This is a genomic window from Pseudoalteromonas sp. Z9A6 (assembly GCF_011378805.1).
In the GTDB taxonomy this organism is placed as follows: Bacteria; Pseudomonadota; Gammaproteobacteria; order Enterobacterales; family Alteromonadaceae; genus Pseudoalteromonas; species Pseudoalteromonas distincta.
In genome coordinates this window covers 1-18,655 of record NZ_WTKZ01000032.1, presented here as the reverse complement: position 1 = coordinate 18,655, position 18,655 = coordinate 1, and the positions used below count along the sequence as shown (strand labels likewise).

17 protein-coding genes are annotated in these 18,655 nt (G+C 38.2%); 11 read left to right on the top strand and 6 right to left on the bottom strand.

Features of this window, described 5'->3' with window-relative positions; genetic code table 11:
• Positions 1-149: 149 nt before the first annotated feature.
• A complete protein-coding gene (locus GQR53_RS12685) occupies positions 150-1,010 on the bottom strand; it encodes a mechanosensitive ion channel domain-containing protein (protein ID WP_076925435.1) in 861 nt (286 codons plus the stop codon).
• Between the two features lie 200 nt (positions 1,011-1,210).
• On the opposite strand from GQR53_RS12685, the gene GQR53_RS12680 reads away from it, so the two are divergent.
• The 5 genes from GQR53_RS12680 to GQR53_RS12660 all read left to right on the top strand — a co-directional run bounded on the left by GQR53_RS12680 (position 1,211) and on the right by GQR53_RS12660 (position 6,943).
• Positions 1,211-1,420: a hypothetical protein gene (locus GQR53_RS12680; RefSeq protein ID WP_076925434.1), complete on the top strand. Its 210-nt coding sequence runs from the start codon at positions 1,211-1,213 to the stop codon at positions 1,418-1,420.
• Positions 1,421-1,630: 210 nt separating this feature from the next.
• The gene (locus GQR53_RS12675) at positions 1,631-3,766 is read left to right on the top strand and encodes a M3 family metallopeptidase (protein WP_165744090.1); all 2,136 of its coding nucleotides are present in this window, start codon (positions 1,631-1,633) and stop codon (positions 3,764-3,766) included.
• 114 nt (positions 3,767-3,880) lie between these two features.
• Entirely contained in the window at positions 3,881-4,732 is an 852-nt protein-coding gene (locus GQR53_RS12670) for a carboxylate/amino acid/amine transporter (RefSeq protein WP_165744089.1), read from the top strand.
• Positions 4,733-4,800: 68 nt separating this feature from the next.
• On the top strand, positions 4,801-6,126 hold the full coding sequence (locus tag GQR53_RS12665) for a glycerophosphodiester phosphodiesterase family protein (RefSeq protein ID WP_165744088.1): 1,326 nt from the start codon (positions 4,801-4,803) through the stop codon (positions 6,124-6,126).
• An 82-nt stretch (positions 6,127-6,208) separates the two neighbouring features.
• The gene (locus GQR53_RS12660) at positions 6,209-6,943 is read left to right on the top strand and encodes a dienelactone hydrolase family protein (RefSeq protein WP_165744087.1); all 735 of its coding nucleotides are present in this window, start codon (positions 6,209-6,211) and stop codon (positions 6,941-6,943) included.
• Positions 6,944-6,962: 19 nt separating this feature from the next.
• Here GQR53_RS12660 and GQR53_RS12655 read toward each other — a convergent pair whose 3' ends face one another.
• Entirely contained in the window at positions 6,963-7,886 is a 924-nt protein-coding gene (locus GQR53_RS12655; protein WP_165744086.1) for a LysR family transcriptional regulator, read from the bottom strand.
• Positions 7,887-8,043: 157 nt separating this feature from the next.
• Between GQR53_RS12655 and GQR53_RS12650 the strand changes: the two genes are divergently transcribed.
• The 5 genes from GQR53_RS12650 (at position 8,044) to GQR53_RS12630 (ending at position 14,439) form a co-directional block, all read left to right on the top strand.
• Positions 8,044-8,727: a type 1 glutamine amidotransferase domain-containing protein gene (locus tag GQR53_RS12650; RefSeq protein ID WP_165744085.1), complete on the top strand. Its 684-nt coding sequence runs from the start codon at positions 8,044-8,046 to the stop codon at positions 8,725-8,727.
• A 116-nt stretch (positions 8,728-8,843) separates the two neighbouring features.
• On the top strand, positions 8,844-9,425 hold the full coding sequence (locus tag GQR53_RS12645; protein WP_165744084.1) for a rhomboid family intramembrane serine protease: 582 nt from the start codon (positions 8,844-8,846) through the stop codon (positions 9,423-9,425).
• Positions 9,426-9,512: 87 nt separating this feature from the next.
• Positions 9,513-10,358: a glutathione-dependent disulfide-bond oxidoreductase gene (gene yghU, locus GQR53_RS12640; protein ID WP_165744083.1), complete on the top strand. Its 846-nt coding sequence runs from the start codon at positions 9,513-9,515 to the stop codon at positions 10,356-10,358.
• 259 nt (positions 10,359-10,617) lie between these two features.
• Positions 10,618-12,558, top strand: coding sequence for an EAL domain-containing protein (locus GQR53_RS12635; RefSeq protein WP_165744082.1), 1,941 nt, complete (start codon positions 10,618-10,620; stop codon positions 12,556-12,558).
• A 501-nt stretch (positions 12,559-13,059) separates the two neighbouring features.
• Entirely contained in the window at positions 13,060-14,439 is a 1,380-nt protein-coding gene (locus tag GQR53_RS12630) for a VCBS repeat-containing protein (RefSeq protein ID WP_165744081.1), read from the top strand.
• 88 nt (positions 14,440-14,527) lie between these two features.
• Here the strand turns inward: GQR53_RS12630 and GQR53_RS12625 are convergent, their stop codons facing one another.
• Both GQR53_RS12625 and GQR53_RS12620 read right to left on the bottom strand, forming a co-directional pair.
• Positions 14,528-14,983, bottom strand: coding sequence for a hypothetical protein (locus GQR53_RS12625; protein WP_165744080.1), 456 nt, complete (start codon positions 14,981-14,983; stop codon positions 14,528-14,530).
• 12 nt (positions 14,984-14,995) lie between these two features.
• Positions 14,996-15,271, bottom strand: a complete 276-nt coding sequence (locus GQR53_RS12620) for an EF-hand domain-containing protein (protein ID WP_165744079.1) — start codon at positions 15,269-15,271, stop codon at positions 14,996-14,998.
• A 311-nt stretch (positions 15,272-15,582) separates the two neighbouring features.
• On the opposite strand from GQR53_RS12620, the gene GQR53_RS12615 reads away from it, so the two are divergent.
• Positions 15,583-16,440, top strand: a complete 858-nt coding sequence (locus GQR53_RS12615; RefSeq protein WP_002958167.1) for a PA4780 family RIO1-like protein kinase — start codon at positions 15,583-15,585, stop codon at positions 16,438-16,440.
• 24 nt (positions 16,441-16,464) lie between these two features.
• On the opposite strand, the gene GQR53_RS12610 is transcribed toward GQR53_RS12615, so the two are convergent.
• The gene (locus GQR53_RS12610; RefSeq protein WP_165744078.1) at positions 16,465-17,139 is read right to left on the bottom strand and encodes a response regulator; all 675 of its coding nucleotides are present in this window, start codon (positions 17,137-17,139) and stop codon (positions 16,465-16,467) included.
• Between the two features lie 39 nt (positions 17,140-17,178).
• Positions 17,179-18,624 carry an ATP-binding protein gene (locus GQR53_RS12605; protein ID WP_165744077.1) on the bottom strand — a complete coding sequence of 482 codons (1,446 nt, stop codon included), beginning with the start codon at positions 18,622-18,624 and terminating at the stop codon, positions 17,179-17,181.
• Between the last annotated feature and the right edge of the window lie 31 nt (positions 18,625-18,655).

The following is an 18,655-nucleotide window of genomic DNA, read 5'->3' as shown; positions in this document are numbered from 1 at the left end:
CTAATAATGCGGACATATGTCCTTTGTTGGTTTTAACAAACTGGAGTAGGAAGAATGGATTGTTTTACATGTTAACCTAAAATAGAAACATCTACTTATATACAAATAAAGCCATCCAAAAATGACTTTAAATAGCTACTGTATTTGGATTATGAGCGCTTAAACGCAATTTCACCGTCGATATGAATGTCGCGCTGAGGGAAGGCAATCACTACATCATGCTTTTCAAATACAGCGTAAATACTAAAACGAATATCACTGCGCACTTTTCTAAGCATGGTTTCAGACTCGGCGCACACCCAAAAAATAGCATTAAATACGAGCGAGCTATCAGCAAAGTCATCAAATAATACCGACGACTTTGGATTAACCAATATTGCTTCATGGTCGTCAAGCACTTGTTGAATAAGCTTTTTAACCAGTATCACATCTGAACCGTATGCAACACCTACACTGACCGATGAGCGTGCATTGCCATCTATTAGCGTCCAATTTGTTACTGTATTTTCGAGCAATTGAGAATTAGGAATAAGCATATGTACACCGTCATTTCGACGGATACGCGTTGAGCGAGTGTTAATTGTTTCTACTACGCCTTTTGCATTCCCTACCTCTAAAAAGTCACCAATACGTATTGGGCGTTCCCACATCAATATCCAGCCACTAATAAAGTTATTTATTATGTTTTGCGCACCAAAGCCTACACCAATGGCTATTGCACCCGACACAAAAGCAAACGCAGTCAGCGGTATGCTTAATACTTCTAAAGATGTAAAAATTAAAATTGCGATACTTAAAATAAAGTAGATACGTGTAAATAAATGCACGGCATCTTGGCTTAGTTTTTTTGCCAATAATGTTTTTGTTATTAGCTTGCCAATACGCGTCACAATAAACCAAATAGCGAAAAGTATTAAAGGCACTTTAATAATTTTTGCTACGGTAATGTGTACATCGCTGTAACTAAATACAACAAAGGCAAGAATTTGGTTTATGTGTTCTAACGTCATTTATTTTCCAAAACAAGCAAAGGAGCGCTTTAAATTAAAATCGCTATAAAGTGAAAGCGGTTCAGTGTTGGGTAAGTTTAGCAGTCATAATATAACTAAAACGCCAAGTTAATAAGTTCAATATGCTTTTTATGAACAATTTATTAACTCTTTATTGCACCGAGTGCTATATAAATAGTGTACAAGCACTGGAGATAACTATGTCACAACTAACTTTAAATCAAAGATTGGCAACATTGCAGCCACAGGTAGACTTACATTTATTTGAAAGTAGTCTAGATTATCGAAATAAAATTTTGTGTCTTCTTGCGGAGCAAGAGCAAGCCTTGGCAACTATTAACAAAGAATTTGGCCAACAACAACCTAGCAGTTTTGGCTCTGAGAGAAAATTTGTACTTGGATATAACTAAGTAAACAATGGCTCGACCGCTTAATTAAGTAGCTCAAGTGTTTACTTTTAGAGCTACTTTTACCTACCTTAAAGCTAAATATTAGCTAATTTGCGTTCAAATCCCCCTTAATACCGATAAACTTTATTGTATAAACTCCAAAATTTGATAAGTTAACTAGGTTTTTCGACTCGCAAAGCCTATTTCGGCTAATCTTTTTATGGAGTTATTATGCGTAAAACCCTGATCGCCACTACTATTGCTAGTGCTTTAATACTATCTGCCTGTTCATCTAACGATACACAAAACATGGCAAAAGAAGGCGCAGCACAAGTGCAAGACATGAACGCAAACAATGTTTTATTTAAGCCAAGCCCATTACAATACATGGCACCTGAGTTTGATAAGTTCGGTACCAAAGACTACGAAGCCGGCTTTGATGCTGGTATTGCTCAGCATACTGCGCAAGTACAAGCTATTGCTAACAACCCAGCTCCTGCAACTTTTAAAAATACATTAGTTGAAATGGAAATGTCTGGCGAGCTACTAAACCGTGTATCAGCTGCTTTTTATAACCTTTCAGGTTTGATTTCTGATGACGAATACCAGCGTATAAGTAAAAAAATGGCGCCAGTGTTATCAGCTCACTCTGATGACATTTACTTAAATGGTGCATTATTCAAGCGCGTACAAACTATTTACGACAACAAAGACTCGCTTAATGCTGAAGATCAACGCCTTGTAGATTTTTACTATAAGCAATTTGTAAAAGCAGGCGCTAAATTAAATGACGCTGAAAAAGCAAAAATGCGTGAAATCAACTCACAACTTGCAGAGCTTTCTACTGCGTTTTCTCAAAACATTTTAAAATCGTTTAAAGAAGATGTCATTGTAGTTACCGATAAATCTAAACTTGCTGGCCTTTCTGAAGGTGAAATTGCAGGTCTTGCGGCCGCTGCTAAAAAAGCAGGTAAAGACGGCTACATGATCACGCTAGTAAATACGACCCAACAGCCAATTTTATCAAGCCTTGAAAACCGCGACCTACGTGAGCAAATTTTTAAAGCCTCTGCTAACCGTGCAGCAAAAACTAACGGCCCAATTATTATTGAAGAAACAAACCTACGCGCTCAAAAAGCAGAGCTACTAGGCTTTAAAGATTGGGCATCGTATGTAATGACGTCGCGTATGGCGCAAACAACTGACAACGTGTACGGTATTTTAGATGACCTAGCACCAAAAGCAGTTGAAAAAGCTAAAATTGAAGCAGCTGCTATTCAAAAAGTAATTAACGATTCAGGTGAAAGCTTTGAGCTTAAACCATGGGATTGGGCTTTTTACGCGGAAAAAGTACGTGCTGAAAAGTACGACTTAGATCCTGCCCTTGTTAAGCCTTACTTTGAAATGGATTCTGTAATTCACGATGGTTTATTCTTTGCGATGAATAAGCTTTACGGTATTACATTTAAAGAGCGTAAAGATTTACCGGTTTATCATGAAGATGTTACAGCCTACGAAGTATTTAACGCTGACGGCAGCGCCATCGGTTTATTTTACTTAGACCCATACGCACGTGAAGGTAAGCGTGGCGGTGCATGGATGAGCGCTTACGTAAGTCAAAGCGGCTTAAAAGGCACTAAACCAGTTATTTACAATGCGCAGAACATTCCAAAACCTGCTGCAGGCGAGCCAACGTTAATGACCTTCGACGAAGTGTCAACTATGTTCCATGAGTTTGGTCATGCGGCGCACGGTTTATTCTCTGACGTTAAATACCCAAGCTTAGCGGGTACTGCTACAGCGCGTGACTTTGTTGAGTTTCCGTCGCAAGCGAATGAAGATTGGATGATTGAACCTACGGTACTTGCTAACTACGCCAAACACTACAAAACAGGTGAGCCAATTCCACAAGCTTTACTTGATAAAGTACTTGCATCGCAAAAATTCAACCAAGGTTTTGGTACCACTGAATATTTAGCAGCTGCTTTACTTGATATGGAATGGCACTCGTTTGGCTCAGATAAAAAAATTACTGATGTTCAAAAGTTTGAAAGCGATGCGCTTAAAGCACACGGTATTGATTACTACCCTGTACCACCGCGTTATAAATCAAACTACTTTAGCCATACATTTGCCGGTGGTTACTCTGCGGGTTACTACGCATACCTTTGGACTGAAGTATTTGCAGCCGATGCCTTTGCACACATGGAAAACAACGGCGGCTTAACACGTAAAAATGGTGATAAATTCCGTAAAGAAATCCTATCTAAAGGTAACAGCCGCGACTTAATGCAAAGTTACATTGAGTTTAGAGGTCAAAAACCAACTACAGACGCATTACTTAAGCGCCGTGGTTTAGTTGAGTAAATAACTTAATTTATTAAGCTCACTTTTATAAAAGCCCGCTTGCGGGCTTTTATTGTTTATACCCTCACATATAACAGATAAACTTAGCTCAATATTTATTAAAAGACGACGGCTATGCGGTACTTATTTGCAGTAACTTTACTTTGGGCATTTTCATTTAGTTTAATTGGCGTGTATTTAGCAGGTCAGGTTGACGCATGGTTTAGTGTGTTAATTCGCATAGCACTAGCAACCCTCGTATTTTTACCCTTTTTAAAGTTTAAACAAACACCTAAACCTTTAGCCTTAAAGCTTATGCTGATTGGCGCTATACAACTTGGTGTTATGTATAGCTTTTACTACCACTCCTTTTTATTTCTAAGCGTCCCCGAAGTACTGCTATTTACTGTAATGACTCCTTTGTACATTACCTTGCTAAATGATGCATTGAACAAACATTTTAACCCACGCTTTTTTATAGTCGCACTTATTGCTGTAATTGGTGCAATTACCATTCGTTACGAAAACCTAAATAGCGATTTCATAATCGGCTTATTAATCGTTCAAGGGGCGAATATAAGTTTTGCTGTAGGCCAAGTTACCTACAAACGCTTAATGAATAATAACCAGCTTGATGACAAAGCCGTATTTGGATGGTTTTTTATAGGCGCACTTATAATTGCCACAATTTGCTATGCATTATTTGGTAACTCAAACAAATTACCAACCACTTCCACACAGTGGGGCATACTAATTTATTTAGGGTTGGTTGCATCAGGACTTGGTTACTTTATGTGGAATAAAGGCGCAACCCTTGTCAACGTAGGTGCTTTGGCAGTTATGAATAACTTGCTTATCCCAGCTGGGATTATAATTAACGTGCTGATCTGGAACCGAGATGCCGATATAGTCAGGTTAAGTATTGGGGCAGCTATAATGTTAGGTGCATTATTGGTCAATCAAATGCTTAATAAAAAAGTAAATTAATAAGCTTGTAGCAAAATTGTCACTAATAATCATTAAGGTAGTACAAATTTTACTTTTAAGGATAAACAATGAAACGTATTACCCTACTGACAAGCTGTATATTGTTAGCCACACTTGCTGGCTGCGATGACGATGTAGAAATAGTAGAAAAAGAAGTGGTTGTTACCAACACCGAAGTGGAAATTGTTGAAGTACCTACGCCTATTGTTGTAGAGGTTGCTGAAGGAGTAAATATTCAGCTAGGGACTCGCCCTGACTATTTAGTTAACGATATGGCGCAAAGCACACTAAAAACAAAGTTAGAGTCATGCAGCGAAGGTCCTTTTTACCGCACCGATTTTTCTATTGGTCATCGCGGTGCATCAATGCAATACCCAGAACACACTAAAGAAGCCTACATTGCGGCAGCGAGAATGGGCGCTGGCATTGTTGAATGCGATGTTACATTTACAAACGACAAAGAGCTTGTTTGTCGCCACTCTCAATGCGATTTACATACCACAACTAATATTTTAGCCATTCCTGAGCTTGCAGCTAAATGCAGTGTGCCATTTACACCAGCCGACCCTGCTAATGGTATTGCCGCTTCTGCAAAATGTTGTACCAGCGATATAAGCTTAGCGGAGTTTTTAACCCTTGAAGGTAAAATGGATGGTGCAAACACTAATGCAACGACCGTTGCCGATTACATGGATGGCACACCAAGTTGGCGCACTGATTTATATGCCACCAACGGCACATTGATGACCCATAAACAAAGCATTGCACTGTTTAATGAGCTAGGTGTAAAAATGACACCAGAGCTAAAATCGCCACAAGTAAGTATGCCATTTGATGGAATGACACAAGAACAATATGCGCAAAAAATGCTAGACGAGTACACGCAAATGGGTGTGCCAGCCTCAAAAGTTTATCCGCAATCATTTAACCTTGAAGACGTAAAATACTGGATTAACAATAACCCTGACTTTGCAGATAAAAGCGTTTACCTAGATGGTCGCGATAGTGAAGCCGGATTTGATCCAAGTAACCCACAAACATGGCAACCGGGTATGGATGAACTTGTTGCTGATGGGGTGAAAATTTTAGCTCCTCCAATTTGGATGATGCTAACAATAGATAACGAAAGCAATATTGTGCCATCGCAATACGCTATTGACGCAAAAGCAGCAGGTTTAAAGCTTATTGCATGGAGCCTTGAGCGCTCGGGCCCGCTTAATGAAGGTGGGGGTTATTACTATCAATCAATTGCTGATGTTATAGATAACGATGGCGACATGATGACAGTAGTCGACGTGCTCGCAAAGGACGTGGGGGTAATGGGTATTTTTTCAGATTGGCCGGCTACGGTAAGTTATTACGCCAGCTGTAATAAAATGCCTGCAAGTATTTAAAAACAGACTACAAAAGTCGTTTATTTTATCGCGCTCAGTTACCATATCAGCATATATAATTTTATTTTACTGAGCGCTTTTTATGATAATCCAACAACATAATGCTGACTTGCCAACACCGACAGGTTTAATGCGAACAACTGTATATCGCCCTCAAGCGCAAGGACAGTTTCCTGCTATCATTTTTTATTCTGAAATATTTCAACAAACTGCACCTATTGCACGCAGCGCAGCTATTTTAGCAAGCCATGGTTTTGTGGTGTTAGTGCCTGAAGTGTTTCATGAGTTAAACCCTATAGGCACTGTGCTTGCTTATGATGATGCAGGTAAAGACAAAGGCAATGCCGACAAATGGGCAAAGCCACTTGAGCACCACGACAGTGACACACAAACTATGATCGACTTTATTAGATTACAAAGCTATTGCACAGGCACCGTCGGCGTAATGGGCGTATGTATTGGCGGTCACTTAGCTTATAGAGCGGCACTAAACCCTGAAATTAATGCGGCTTTTTGTTTATACGCAACTGATATTCACAGCAATACATTACCTGCGCAACCTGGGAATAACTCGTTCGAGCGTATGGCTGATATACAAGGTGAAATTCACTTTATATGGGGTAAACAAGACCCGCATGTGCCAAAAGAAGGCCGGGCTAAAATATACCAACAATGTGTAAGCACGGGCATCAATTACCAATGGCAGGAAGTTAACGCACAGCATGCCTTTATGCGTGATGAAGGTGAGCGATACGATGCAGCCCTTGCGATAAATATGTATCAACAAGCGGTGGCATTATTTAGCCGAACTTTATAAATGCTGTAAAAACTACTCATTAACTACTTTTCAGCATACCTAAAGCGGTATGCTGTTTTACAAAGTATGCTTTTAAGTAGTCAATAAACAATCGTAGCTTTTTAGAGCCCGCAGCCCCTGGCGGAAATACCCCGTAAAGCTCAATATCTTTACTTTTATAATCATCTAATATTATTTCAAGCTGTCCAGCTTGCACTTTTGGCCACGCATCGTAAAGCGGAATACGCCCAATGCCATGCCCAGCTTCAACAAAAGCAGTACGAGCAGCGGCATTATTGGTGCTTAAGGCGCCTTGCATTGTAATATCGTGTTTTTTGCCATCTTTTTGAAGTGTTAATGTTTTACTGCCCAATTGATAAACGACCCATTGGTGCTCTGCTAACTCTAAAGGCGTTTTAGGTTTACCAAAATGTGCAAAGTATTCCGGCGCGCCACAAATACAAGTGCTCATTGTAGTCAGCTTGGTTGCCTGCAAGTTAGAGTCACTCAGTGCCACGCCTCTAATTGCAAAATCAAACCCATTTTTAATAATATCAACCACATCGTCAGTAAGCTGTAAGTCTATTTGAATCTTAGGATATTGGCGCTTAAACGTATTTATTGCAGGCACAATTAATTGCATTCCCACATTTACTGGGCAACTAATTTTAAGTAAACCTTGTGGCTCGCTCTTTATATTTTCTATTTGCTGATTAGCCGCATTAGCTTGTTCGGTAATTATTCTACAACGCTCATAATAAGCAATACCCGCTTCAGTGAGCGCCATGGTACGGGTTGAGCGATTTAGTAAAGTAACTTCAAGCTGCGTTTCTAATTTTTTTAAATGATAACTTGCAACTGCTCGCGTAAGCCCTAGCTGTTTGGCAGCAGCGGTTAAGCTGCCCTGCTCTACAATTTGTGCAAATACAACCATGCTCTTTAACTGCTCAAACGACACTTTCATAAATGCTCCATAGTGTGTTTTAAATTCAACCTTTTTATTGTATCAATAATTAAATCAATAAAGTTAAATTTATCATCGTTGTTTAAAGCAGTGTTAGTGCATATAGTAATTGGTAAGCAAAATAAACTAATTCAAATCATCAGAAGGAATATATTCAATGTCTAAAAAAATACTTATGGTTCTTACATCTCACGCAGAACTTGGTAACACTGGCGAAAAAACAGGTTTTTGGGTAGAAGAATTTGCAGCCCCTTATTATGCATTTGTTGATGCAGGCGTTGAAGTAACATTAGCGTCTCCAGCTGGCGGCCAACCACCCATTGATCCGACAAGTACACTTTCTGATTTTCAAACAGATGCAACAAAACGTTACGACGCAGACAGCGCGGCGCAAACATTAATGGCAAACACTAAAGTGTTAAGTGAAGTAAAATCTAGCGATTTTGACGCTGCATTTTACCCAGGCGGTCACGGTCCATTATGGGACTTAGTTGACAACACAGATTCAATTTCACTTATCGAAAGCTTTGTAAAAGAGCAAAAACCTGTTGCTGCGGTATGCCATGCAAGTGCTGCATTTTTAAATGTTAAAGATGCCGATGGCAATGCACTAGTAGCGGGTAAAAAAGTAACTGGTTTTACTAACTCTGAAGAAGCTGCAGTGCAACTTACCGATATCGTGCCATTTTTAGTTGAAGACGAGCTAATTAAAAAAGGTGGCGATTATCAAAAAACTGACGACTGGGGTGTATTAGCATTAGAAGACGGTTTAGTAATTACCGGCCAAAACCCAGCAAGCTCTGAACTAGCTGCAAAAAAACTATTAACTAAATTAGGTTAATAGTAAGTAATAATTAAAATTAAGCACAGCATTTTATGCTGTGCTTTTTTAATTGCTTTTCATTAGCAAATACAATTCCTATACTGGCAACTCTTAAAGTCAATTAGGGCGATTATATGGCAACCAAGCCAACCACACTGTCATTACTAACTAGTACCCGTTTCGCAATATTTAGTATTGTTGTTATTTGCTTCGTACTACAGGTGATCAATAGTCTACCTGGCATAAATCTTAATGGTTTAGGCATATATCCACGCAGTATCCAAGGATTAATTGGCATACTATGCGCACCTTTTTTACATGGTAGCTGGTGGCACTTTGCCAGCAATATGATCCCATTTGTAGTATTAAGTTGGCTAATTTGCCAGTACAGCGTAAAACGTTTTTATAACGTATTTATTTTTACCGCTCTAGTCGGTGGACTTTTAGTTTGGGCATTTGGGCGCAGTAACATACATGTTGGTTTAAGCGGTGTTATATATGGTTTATGGGGCTTTATTCTATGCTACGGCTTAGTAAGACGCTCATTAAAATCAATTATAATTGCAGTTGTAGTGGCTATACTTTATAGCGGTTTTATATGGGGTGTTTTACCTCAGCGCTATCATGTATCGTTTGAAAGCCATTTATTTGGAGCGCTAAGCGGGTTCTTTTTAGGTTATAGATTAGCAAAAGCCGATAAATTAAAAGGTCGGTAAATTAAATATTTAGGGCCTTTAATTAATTTTTTATGGCCACATTTATGAGTAAGTATTAAACATTTTCATTTAACATTGAGGTTATTTATGAGTGATCAAAACGAATACACGCCAGCAAAAGTATGGACGTGGGAAAGTGAAAGTGGCGGTAAATTTGCCAGCATTAACCGCCCAATTGCAGGCGCGACTCATGACAAAACTCTACCTATTGGCGAGCACGCATTTCAGCTTTATTCTCTTGCTACGCCAAATGGCCAAAAAGCTACAATTATGTTTGAAGAGCTTTTACAGCTTGGTTGCACCGATGCAGACTATGACGCATATTTAATAAACATAGGTGATGGCGATCAGTTTGGATCTGACTTTGTTGATATTAATCCAAACTCAAAAATCCCAGCGCTAATGGATCATTCAACCACCCCACCTACTCGCATCTTTGAATCTGGTTCTATTTTACAGTATTTGGCTGAAAAATTTGATGTACTCATCCCTAAAGATTTAAAAGCTAAAACAGAGTGTCGTAACTGGCTATTTTGGCAAATGGGTTCAGCGCCATACTTAGGTGGTGGTTTTGGTCACTTTTATAGCTACGCCCCAAGTAAAATGCAATACCCTATTGATCGTTTTACCATGGAAACTAAACGCCAACTTGACGTGTTAAACCGTCATTTAAGCGAAAATGAATACATGGCGGGTGATGAATACTCAATTGCCGATATTGCAATTTGGCCTTGGTATGGCTCGCTTGTTTTAGGCGACTTATATGATGCAGCTAAATTTTTAGATGTAGCCTCATACACTCATGTTGTTCGCTGGGCAAAACAGGTTGCTGATCGCCCTGCTGTAAAGCGCGGCCGTCGCGTAAATCGCACATGGGGCCCTGAAGAAGATCAAATGGCAGAGCGCCATAACGATAGTGATTTCGAAGGTTAAATCTACTAAACAGCAAGTAAAGTCGTTAACACTTTAACCTGCTTAATAATTTTAAGGCTCATAATGATTATTTATTATGAGCCTTTTTACTGTGCTAGCTTTTTTTTTTGCTTTCATAAACTATATTTATTCTTATACTCAGGATTAGAGCCTAACTAATCGATGTTTAATACGCTTTTGTTTATCTGAAATATTTACTGTATTTCTTGAACGTTTCTCCATCGCTAGTTGGAGTGACTTTTGTATAAGGTTTTACTTAGTGCCATATAAAAATCTAAATAGTGAAGAACGCAGAGAAACCGTTAAAATTTTATACTCTAATGCCATCTCTGGTATTGCCATTTCGACTGTAGTCAGTTTTATATTAGTGTTCGCTTTTGATTTAAGTAACCACCAAATATCCTACGAAAAAAGTATTTGGCTAAGCATTATGGTTGTCTTATTAGCAGCTCGCGCTATTGATGTAATATGGTTTTATAAAACCAAAAAGGATAACCTATTATTTAATGCTGACAAATACTCAAAAAGATTTTCAACAGGGTGTATTTTAACTGCGCTATCGTGGTGTGGGTATGCACTTTGGTTTCATAGCAGCTCATCAGCAATAGAGACTACAACAACAATTGCTATTTTATCTGCCTTTGCAGGAGGATCTGCAAACCTACTTTCAGGAAGCCGAGTAACCGCTGTACTCTATAGTATTATTTTATTGGCCCCCTATTCTTTTTTATTAACCCTTTCTAATGATAACTACAACTCTGTTCTCGGTATTTTAGGTCTATCATTTACTGTTATTATGGTGGCTTCATCGTACAGATCAGCCACATTTACACACAGTGCAATCAAGCTCAAAAACCAAAACAGAGAGCTGCTTAATGAAATGGAAAACAAGGTCGAACAACGCACTGAAGAAATTTACCGTTTATCGAATACCGATCCACTCACAAATCTATTAAACCGCACCGCATTTTTAAAAAATGCAAACAAACAACTAGCAGATAACCCTAAAGAACCCTTTGCTTTATTATTTGTAGATTTAGATGGTTTTAAGCAAATCAACGATTCGTTGGGTCATAAAGTGGGCGATAAAGTATTAAAAGAAATAGCACTGAGAATTAGTACTGTATGCAACCAACAACTCTATAAATGCCGTTGGGGCGGGGATGAGTTTTTAATTTTAGCAACGTATCAAAACCAAACTGAGCTTATCGAGTTTGCTAATAAAGTGCTTCAAAGCATTAGCGCCGAGCATGAAACATATAAATATCAAAAATGGGTATCCGCAACTATTGGAATGGCCATGTACCCTGAGCACGGGAGTGATTTTAATACTTTAATTCGCTCTGCTGATACTGCAATGTATCACCAAAAACGCATGGCGAAAGGTAATATCAATATTTATAACGATTCACTCAAATTAATACAAGAAAGAGAGTATCTTTTGAGTCAACGCTTAGCCAGTGCCATAGAAGAAAATAGTTTAAGGCTAGTATTTCAACCAATTGTTGATAGCAAAACCTCAAAAGTAACCTCTTTTGAATCATTATTACGCTGGCAACTAGATGGTGAAAATATTTTCCCTGATGAATTTATAGCTATTGCCGAGCAATACGGTTTAATAACCGAGTTAGGTATTTGGGTAATAGAACAGGCATGTATACAAGCAACAAAATTAAGTCACTTACAACCACAAATTGCTATAAGCGTAAACGTATCCGTTATTCAGCTACAAGATCCTGATTTTGTATCTAAGGTATTAAAAATAGTAAATTGCCACCAGGTAGAACCTAAAAACCTACACATAGAAATTACTGAGTCAGTATTTGCCGAGGATAAACTCACATTTTTGACAGCCGTTAAAGCACTCCAAAAACAAGGCTTTTGTATTTCAATTGATGATTTTGGTACAGGCTACTCATCACTATCAAGCATGCTTGATATTGGTGTAGATATAGTAAAAATAGACAGAAGCTTTATTCAAAATATGGATAAAAGAGGGTTAAGTATTATTCATGCAATTGTACAAATGGCCTCTACTTTAGATTTTACTGTTGTTGCAGAAGGCGTTGAAACTATTGAGCAAGCAAACACACTCACTAAAATTGGTGTATCTCACCTACAAGGTTATTACTTTTCAAAACCGATGGAAGTAGGTTTTGTAGATGCTTATTTAAATGAGCAAAATAAGCAATGTAGTTAATAACCAAGCACTTCTAAAAGCGCTTAGCTACCATATGAGTTATGCGCTACCTTTCTTATTAGGGCCTGTTTATTTTTTGAGGTTAAATTTGCAGCAAACTGTTTGGTATTTAGGCAAGGTAGAGCCTGTGGAGTGTGGTTATCCCCCATAACCGGTTGATAACGTAGTATTAATGCCAAACATGCGCTGCCCAAAGGGTTCTGCCTAGGGAGATTGACTCTTTGTTACTAGGTTACAAACCTCGCGCCACGATTAAATCGTCCTTGAATTGAACAAATTTCAATCCTTAAAGGTCAACAGCCCCTCCCTAAAACATAATCTTACAATTGCTTACACCCAGTACATAGTAATTAGCGTAGGCTAAATATAATCCAATTTACATATGTATATTACGTTTAAACGAAAAAGCCCCAGCGCTGGATAGTAGGTAAAATTATGTGCTGACGTTGCTTAAATAATAAAAATTTTAACGATACAACTAAATATAAAAAAGGAATTTGCATGATAAAACCACTTTGCTATTCACTCATCACTTTACTTACCCCCATAAGCGTTATAGCTCAAACAATGGCAATAAAAACAACGGATGAATTAGTACCAACCGATTCAGAGATTTTATTTGCATATAATAAAGAATCAAAACAATTAGAAGCCATCAATTTACTTACATCACTTAGTAGTGAACTTGCTTTACCAAAAAACGCCATCGGGTTTGATGTGGCAACACTTGCTAACATCACCGATAAACAAGCACTCGTACTAACAAGTGATGGCGTATATAAAGCCCAAGCAGGTAAACCAACATTGTTGTTTAATTATGAGTCGGTTCTTAATCAATTAAAAATAGATAAGTTTGAAAAAGTAGACTTTGTTTTCGATGCTAACAACGACGGTCTAAGCGATATTTTTATCCCTGGGTTAGCAAGCAGTACTTTATACATTCAAAATAAAGATGGCAGCTTTAAGCCTAACAAATTTAAACAAACGCCTAAGTATGAAGGCCGCTTTTCAGGAAAAGGGCTTTCTTTAGAAGTTAATATTAACAATAAACCTGTCGTTATCGATTTTAACCACGACGGATTAAACGACCTGGTTTTTTCAAATGACTTTGGAGCAGATGTACTACTTGCTAATTCAGAGGGCTTTGAGCAAAAGCTCACCTCAATTAATTTTAACATCGAGTTAGGCGAGCTAAGCAATGGCGAAACCCGCAAAATTAAGCAAATTATTGATATTAATAACGACGGATTTCTAGATTTTACAACTAGGCAGTTTAAACCTACGCAAGGTATGGATTCGTTAGATATAAAAATAGCGCACACTTTGTACCTAGGAAGTGCTAAAGGGTTTAGTAATACGCCCATTCCCTTATTTGAAACACAAGGCCCTAGCGAGTTATTACTCAAAACAGATTTTAATAATGATGGTTTAATTGATTTACAAAAAATGGATTTAGATATTGGCTTAGGTACTATTGCGTCTATGGCATTAGGCGGCGGCAGTACTGATGTAGATGTAGAAATGAATCTTTATAAGCAGCAACCCGACGGCTCATTTGCCAATAAACCGAGTATAGAACTTGATTTAGAAATGGAAGTGGGAATGAATGGCGAAGACTCCGAGCCAGCCCTATATTTAGGTGATATTAACGGCGACAGTTATATTGATGCGGTATACAAATACAGTAAAAAAACACTGTATATTTATTATGGAGAGCAAGACTCACTGCTAAATGATAAGCGTAAAAAATTAAAATTAACGCTGCCTAAGAATAATAAAGATATTCTTTTGGTAGATATAAACCAAGACGGTAAAAAAGATTTTGTATTTAAATTTACCGAAGAAGATGGCACCAGCAAAATAGAAACGCGTTTAAATTAAGCCATTAAAAAAGCCCAACAGAATTAACCGTTGGGCTTTGGACTTAAGACTTTCGAGTAACAGTCAGCTTTACTCTAAGTTATAACACCTAAGCAGTTACATTTAGCAGTGAATCGCCTTCACTTAAACCAAACTTCTCTTGCACTGATGCAAGGATTGATTCTTTATCTTCATCTGACAACTGGCTTGAATACTCAGTTAATAGCTCATCTAAGTAGCTTACTACTTCGTCTGTATCTACTGATTCTAATGAGTTTTGTGGCGGTGGCGGCGGTCTTTGACCTTCCACTCGTCCTGCATCACCTATACTTTTAGCATCAAACTCAAGTTCGCTCATTAAATCAGCAAGCTCTTTTGTTGGCTCAATACCTTGTTCTTTAAATGCCGCTTGAATACTTTGCGCGTCTTCTGCGCTTAAGTTTTCTGCATCAAACTCTGCAAGCGTTTCTTTAACAAAATCGCTTTGCTCTGTTGTTAATTTTGAAGCTTGGCTGCTTTGTTGCGATATGAAACTCGCAGAACTACCACTAATACTATTAATCATTTTATTATCCTTTCAACGTTCACGACGAGGTGGTTTATGTTCGCTAAGTTCTTGCTCACTAATTTCACCATTATCATCAGCATCTATAGAATCAAAAATTGTTTGTGCATCGCCGTGCGGCGGTTTTTTTGCACTAAACTCTTCAAAGCTAATTACGCCATCACCATCAGTATCAATAGCTGAAAAGTCAGGTTTTTCAGGAGGATTGTCACCGCCTCGAGCAGCTACATTAGCTGAAAAAGCAATAGATAATATTGCCACAGTGGCAAGAGTTGAAAAATGCTTCATAGTAATAACCTCGTATTTAAGAATTAAACTAAGCTTACGCTTTAAAAACGCAAACAATGTGCAAATAATGAGGAAGTAATAAATTATTTTAATAAAAAATAGTAATCTAAATACTTATTTAAAAAGTTCTGGTTGATTGCTTTGCAATCAATATATAAGCTAATAAAATAATACGATTAATTACTCTCAGGCAGTAGTGTTACTGCCCTTAATTCTCAAAGCTGATATACTGCTTGAGCCAATTAAACAAACAAATACAGAGCACTTTCATAAATAATGATTAATAACCAACCCTACTTAGCAGGCAATCTGTGAAAATACCTAAACGCCTACAACCCCTTGTTGATGATGGCCTTATTGACGAAGTTATAAGCCGACTAATGAGCGGTAAAGAAGCCGATGTATTTATTGTCCGCTGTGGTGAGCATATTCGCTGTGCGAAAGTGTATAAAGATGCGGTTAAACGTAGTTTTAAAAAGGCGGCACAATATCAAGAAGGCCGAAAAGTACGTGGTGGACGCCAAGCGCGTGCTATGGGTAAACGCTCTAGCTATGGCCGCCAATTAGAAGAAGAAATTTGGCAAAATGCCGAAGTTGATGCGTTATCTCGTTTAGCTGGCGTGGGTGTACGTGTTCCTGATACTTACTTTTGTATTGATGGCGTGCTGCTTATGGAGCTCGTCTCTGATGAAGATGGTAACGTAGCCCCTCAACTAGGACATGTCGTTTTTAGTGAAGAGCAAGCGATTGAGCAGTATAAACTCATGATACATTACATTAAGCTTATGCTTTGCGCTGGTATAATACACGGTGATTTATCTGAGTTTAATGTACTTGTAGATAATAACGGCCCTGTAATTATAGATTTACCGCAAGCCGTTAACGCTTCAGCAAATAACAGTGCACAAGCTATGTTTGCACGCGATGTAAATAACATACGCCGCTACTATGGTGAATTTGCGCCAAGCATACTAAAAACTCAATACGCTAAAGAAATGTGGGCACTATTTGAAGAGGCCAATTTAACGCCTAATTCAACGCTTACAGGTGAATTTGAAGACAGCGACGAACTTGCTGATGTAGATTCTATTCTTGATGAAATTCAAGCTGCCGAATACGAAGAGTTTGACCGTTTAGAGCGAATTAAAAATGCTGACGACGATGAGTAACTCATCGTCATAGCTCATTTCACCTTACTGTGGATGCACAAACCGGTAGCCAACCCCATAAACAGACTGGATAACACTTTCAGTTTGTGTCACTTCATCTAGTTTTTTACGCAACTTTTTAATATGGCTATCAATAGTACGATGGCTCACAATACGCTGATCGGCGTACATAGTGTCCATTAAGCTATCGCGCGAATAAATACGATTTGGGTTGTTAAACAAAGGTTTAAATAGTTGAAATTCAAAGTTCGTCAATTCTATACTGTTTGATTTAAATTTTACGCTGTAGCTGCTTTCGTCAAGCTTCATTGTTGACTCTGTAACGTCACTTGCGTTATTTAATCGCCTTAAAATAGCTTTTACGCGTGCCACCAGCTCAGCATAACTAAACGGCTTACAAATATAATCATCTGCACCTAATTCCAGCCCAAGCAGCCTATCTATTTCTTCTACTTTTGCCGATACCATAATAATAGGCACGTTTGAAAAGCGCCTAATTGCTTTACACAGTTCAATACCACTTTGGCCTGGTAACATTATGTCTAGCAAGATTACACTCGGCCTGTTAATTTCAAGCCAAGGTAATACTTCATCCCCGTGATGTATTTGATGTGTAATAAAGTGATGGCTACTTAAAAAGTCACTCATTAAGTTAGCTAGCTTTACTTCATCTTCCACAATCAGTATTTGTTCACTCATAGGCATCTCTGTAAGTAACCTCAACTTTATTTTTATAAATTAAATAGTTGGCAATCTAATAATAATAGCAAGGCCGCCTAAGCTGGCTTTTTCTGCAGCTATTTCACCTTTATGACCTTTAACTATATGCTGGCAAATAGATAAACCTAAGCCCGAACCGCCCTCTTGGCGATTACGCGAACTATCTACTCGATATAAATACTCAAACAAATGCGATAAATGCGACTGCTCTACACCTACACCATTATCTTCAATTATAAGCTCTAAATAAGTTTGCCCTTTAATACTTATATTTTTAGCTGTTAATGAAATAGTTGTACATTGTGCATAGTGCACGGCGTTCATTAAAATATTATCGAGTAGCTGCAAAAGGCGTGTTTTATCTGCTTGTACAGTTATGTGTTTAGCGCTATTTAGCAAGTATATTTTTATATTATGTTGTTCAAGCAAAACCTGATATTTTTGCTCAATAGTATTTAATAATAATGCCATATCAGTAGGTTGCATTGTGTAGTGCATACCTCCTAACTCTGCGCTATTGAGCATATGCAAGTCGTCTATTAAGCGTTTTAAATGTAGGGCTTCATCGTTAGCCGAACTTATATTTTTTGCGTTCGGTTCTCGTATACCAAGTAGCATAGCTTCAAGTTCACCGAGTAAAATACTCATTGGCGTCCTAAGCTCATGAGAAATATTAGCAAGCCAACGCTTACGTACTTGCTCATCTTTAGCGAGTGTAAATGCAAGCGTATTAAAATCTTCGCTCAACTGTCCTAGCTCGTCTTTTCGCTCAAGCGTGAGTTTGGTCTCGTAATTACCTTGCGTTAAACGATGCATACCGTTAGCAATTTGCTTTACAGGGCTTACTAGGTGACGAGACAATAAAAAAGTAACCATTAATGTTAGCAATACCGCAGCTAAAGCAATAAACCATAAGTAGTTAGTTTGCTGCTGTAAAAAATCAAGCTCATAGCCATCAACCAAGCTATCTCTTTTAGAAACTGCTAAGTAACCCACTATTTTATCGTTAACAATAATTGGGGTTGTTATATATTTTAAATCGCTGAGGTATCTACCCACTACTCGCTGTTTATTTTCGTCAAGCAAAGCGTAGTGAGCAATATTTTCTGGCGGTGGGCGGCGATCTTCCTCTAAACGAATATGATCTGGCGGCGGTCGTCGCATCATTCGCCCACGCGGACCTGAGCCTTCTTGTGGCCTAGGCAAAAACTGGCTATTTTCTAATTGCGATTCAACACGTTTTCTAAAGTTTTCGCTATCGCCAACAACTCGTTCCCATGAGGGTGTTTGTTCGTATTGCTTTGCAAGTTGCACAACAAGTGGTTCAAGCGCTTTTACTTCTTTTGCATTAACAAAATCAATTACGCCTTGCCCTATACTCCATTGTATAAGAACCACCAGCCCTGCAATAACACTAAAGGTAAAACTAAATAGTATTAAAAAAAGGTAACTATTCAGCCTCATCTGAAATGAATATATCAGGCAGCTGATTTTT

Bases quoted from the DNA above. Each gene is read 5' to 3' on its own strand.
- GQR53_RS12660 (WP_165744087.1), top strand. From the start codon at position 6,209: ATGATAATCCAACAACATAATGCTGACTTGCCAACACCGACAGGTTTA.
- GQR53_RS12645 (WP_165744084.1), top strand. From the start codon at position 8,844: ATGGCAACCAAGCCAACCACACTGTCATTACTAACTAGTACCCGTTTC.
- GQR53_RS12655 (WP_165744086.1), bottom strand. From the start codon at position 7,886: ATGAAAGTGTCGTTTGAGCAGTTAAAGAGCATGGTTGTATTTGCACAA.
- GQR53_RS12650 (WP_165744085.1), top strand. From the start codon at position 8,044: ATGTCTAAAAAAATACTTATGGTTCTTACATCTCACGCAGAACTTGGT.
- GQR53_RS12625 (WP_165744080.1), bottom strand. From the start codon at position 14,983: ATGATTAATAGTATTAGTGGTAGTTCTGCGAGTTTCATATCGCAACAA.
- GQR53_RS12675 (WP_165744090.1), top strand. From the start codon at position 1,631: ATGCGTAAAACCCTGATCGCCACTACTATTGCTAGTGCTTTAATACTA.
- GQR53_RS12685 (WP_076925435.1), bottom strand. From the start codon at position 1,010: ATGACGTTAGAACACATAAACCAAATTCTTGCCTTTGTTGTATTTAGT.
- yghU (WP_165744083.1), top strand. From the start codon at position 9,513: ATGAGTGATCAAAACGAATACACGCCAGCAAAAGTATGGACGTGGGAA.
- GQR53_RS12610 (WP_165744078.1), bottom strand. From the start codon at position 17,139: ATGAGTGAACAAATACTGATTGTGGAAGATGAAGTAAAGCTAGCTAAC.
- GQR53_RS12670 (WP_165744089.1), top strand. From the start codon at position 3,881: ATGCGGTACTTATTTGCAGTAACTTTACTTTGGGCATTTTCATTTAGT.
- GQR53_RS12620 (WP_165744079.1), bottom strand. From the start codon at position 15,271: ATGAAGCATTTTTCAACTCTTGCCACTGTGGCAATATTATCTATTGCT.
- GQR53_RS12630 (WP_165744081.1), top strand. From the start codon at position 13,060: ATGATAAAACCACTTTGCTATTCACTCATCACTTTACTTACCCCCATA.
- GQR53_RS12680 (WP_076925434.1), top strand. From the start codon at position 1,211: ATGTCACAACTAACTTTAAATCAAAGATTGGCAACATTGCAGCCACAG.
- GQR53_RS12605 (WP_165744077.1), bottom strand. From the start codon at position 18,624: ATGAGGCTGAATAGTTACCTTTTTTTAATACTATTTAGTTTTACCTTT.
- GQR53_RS12665 (WP_165744088.1), top strand. From the start codon at position 4,801: ATGAAACGTATTACCCTACTGACAAGCTGTATATTGTTAGCCACACTT.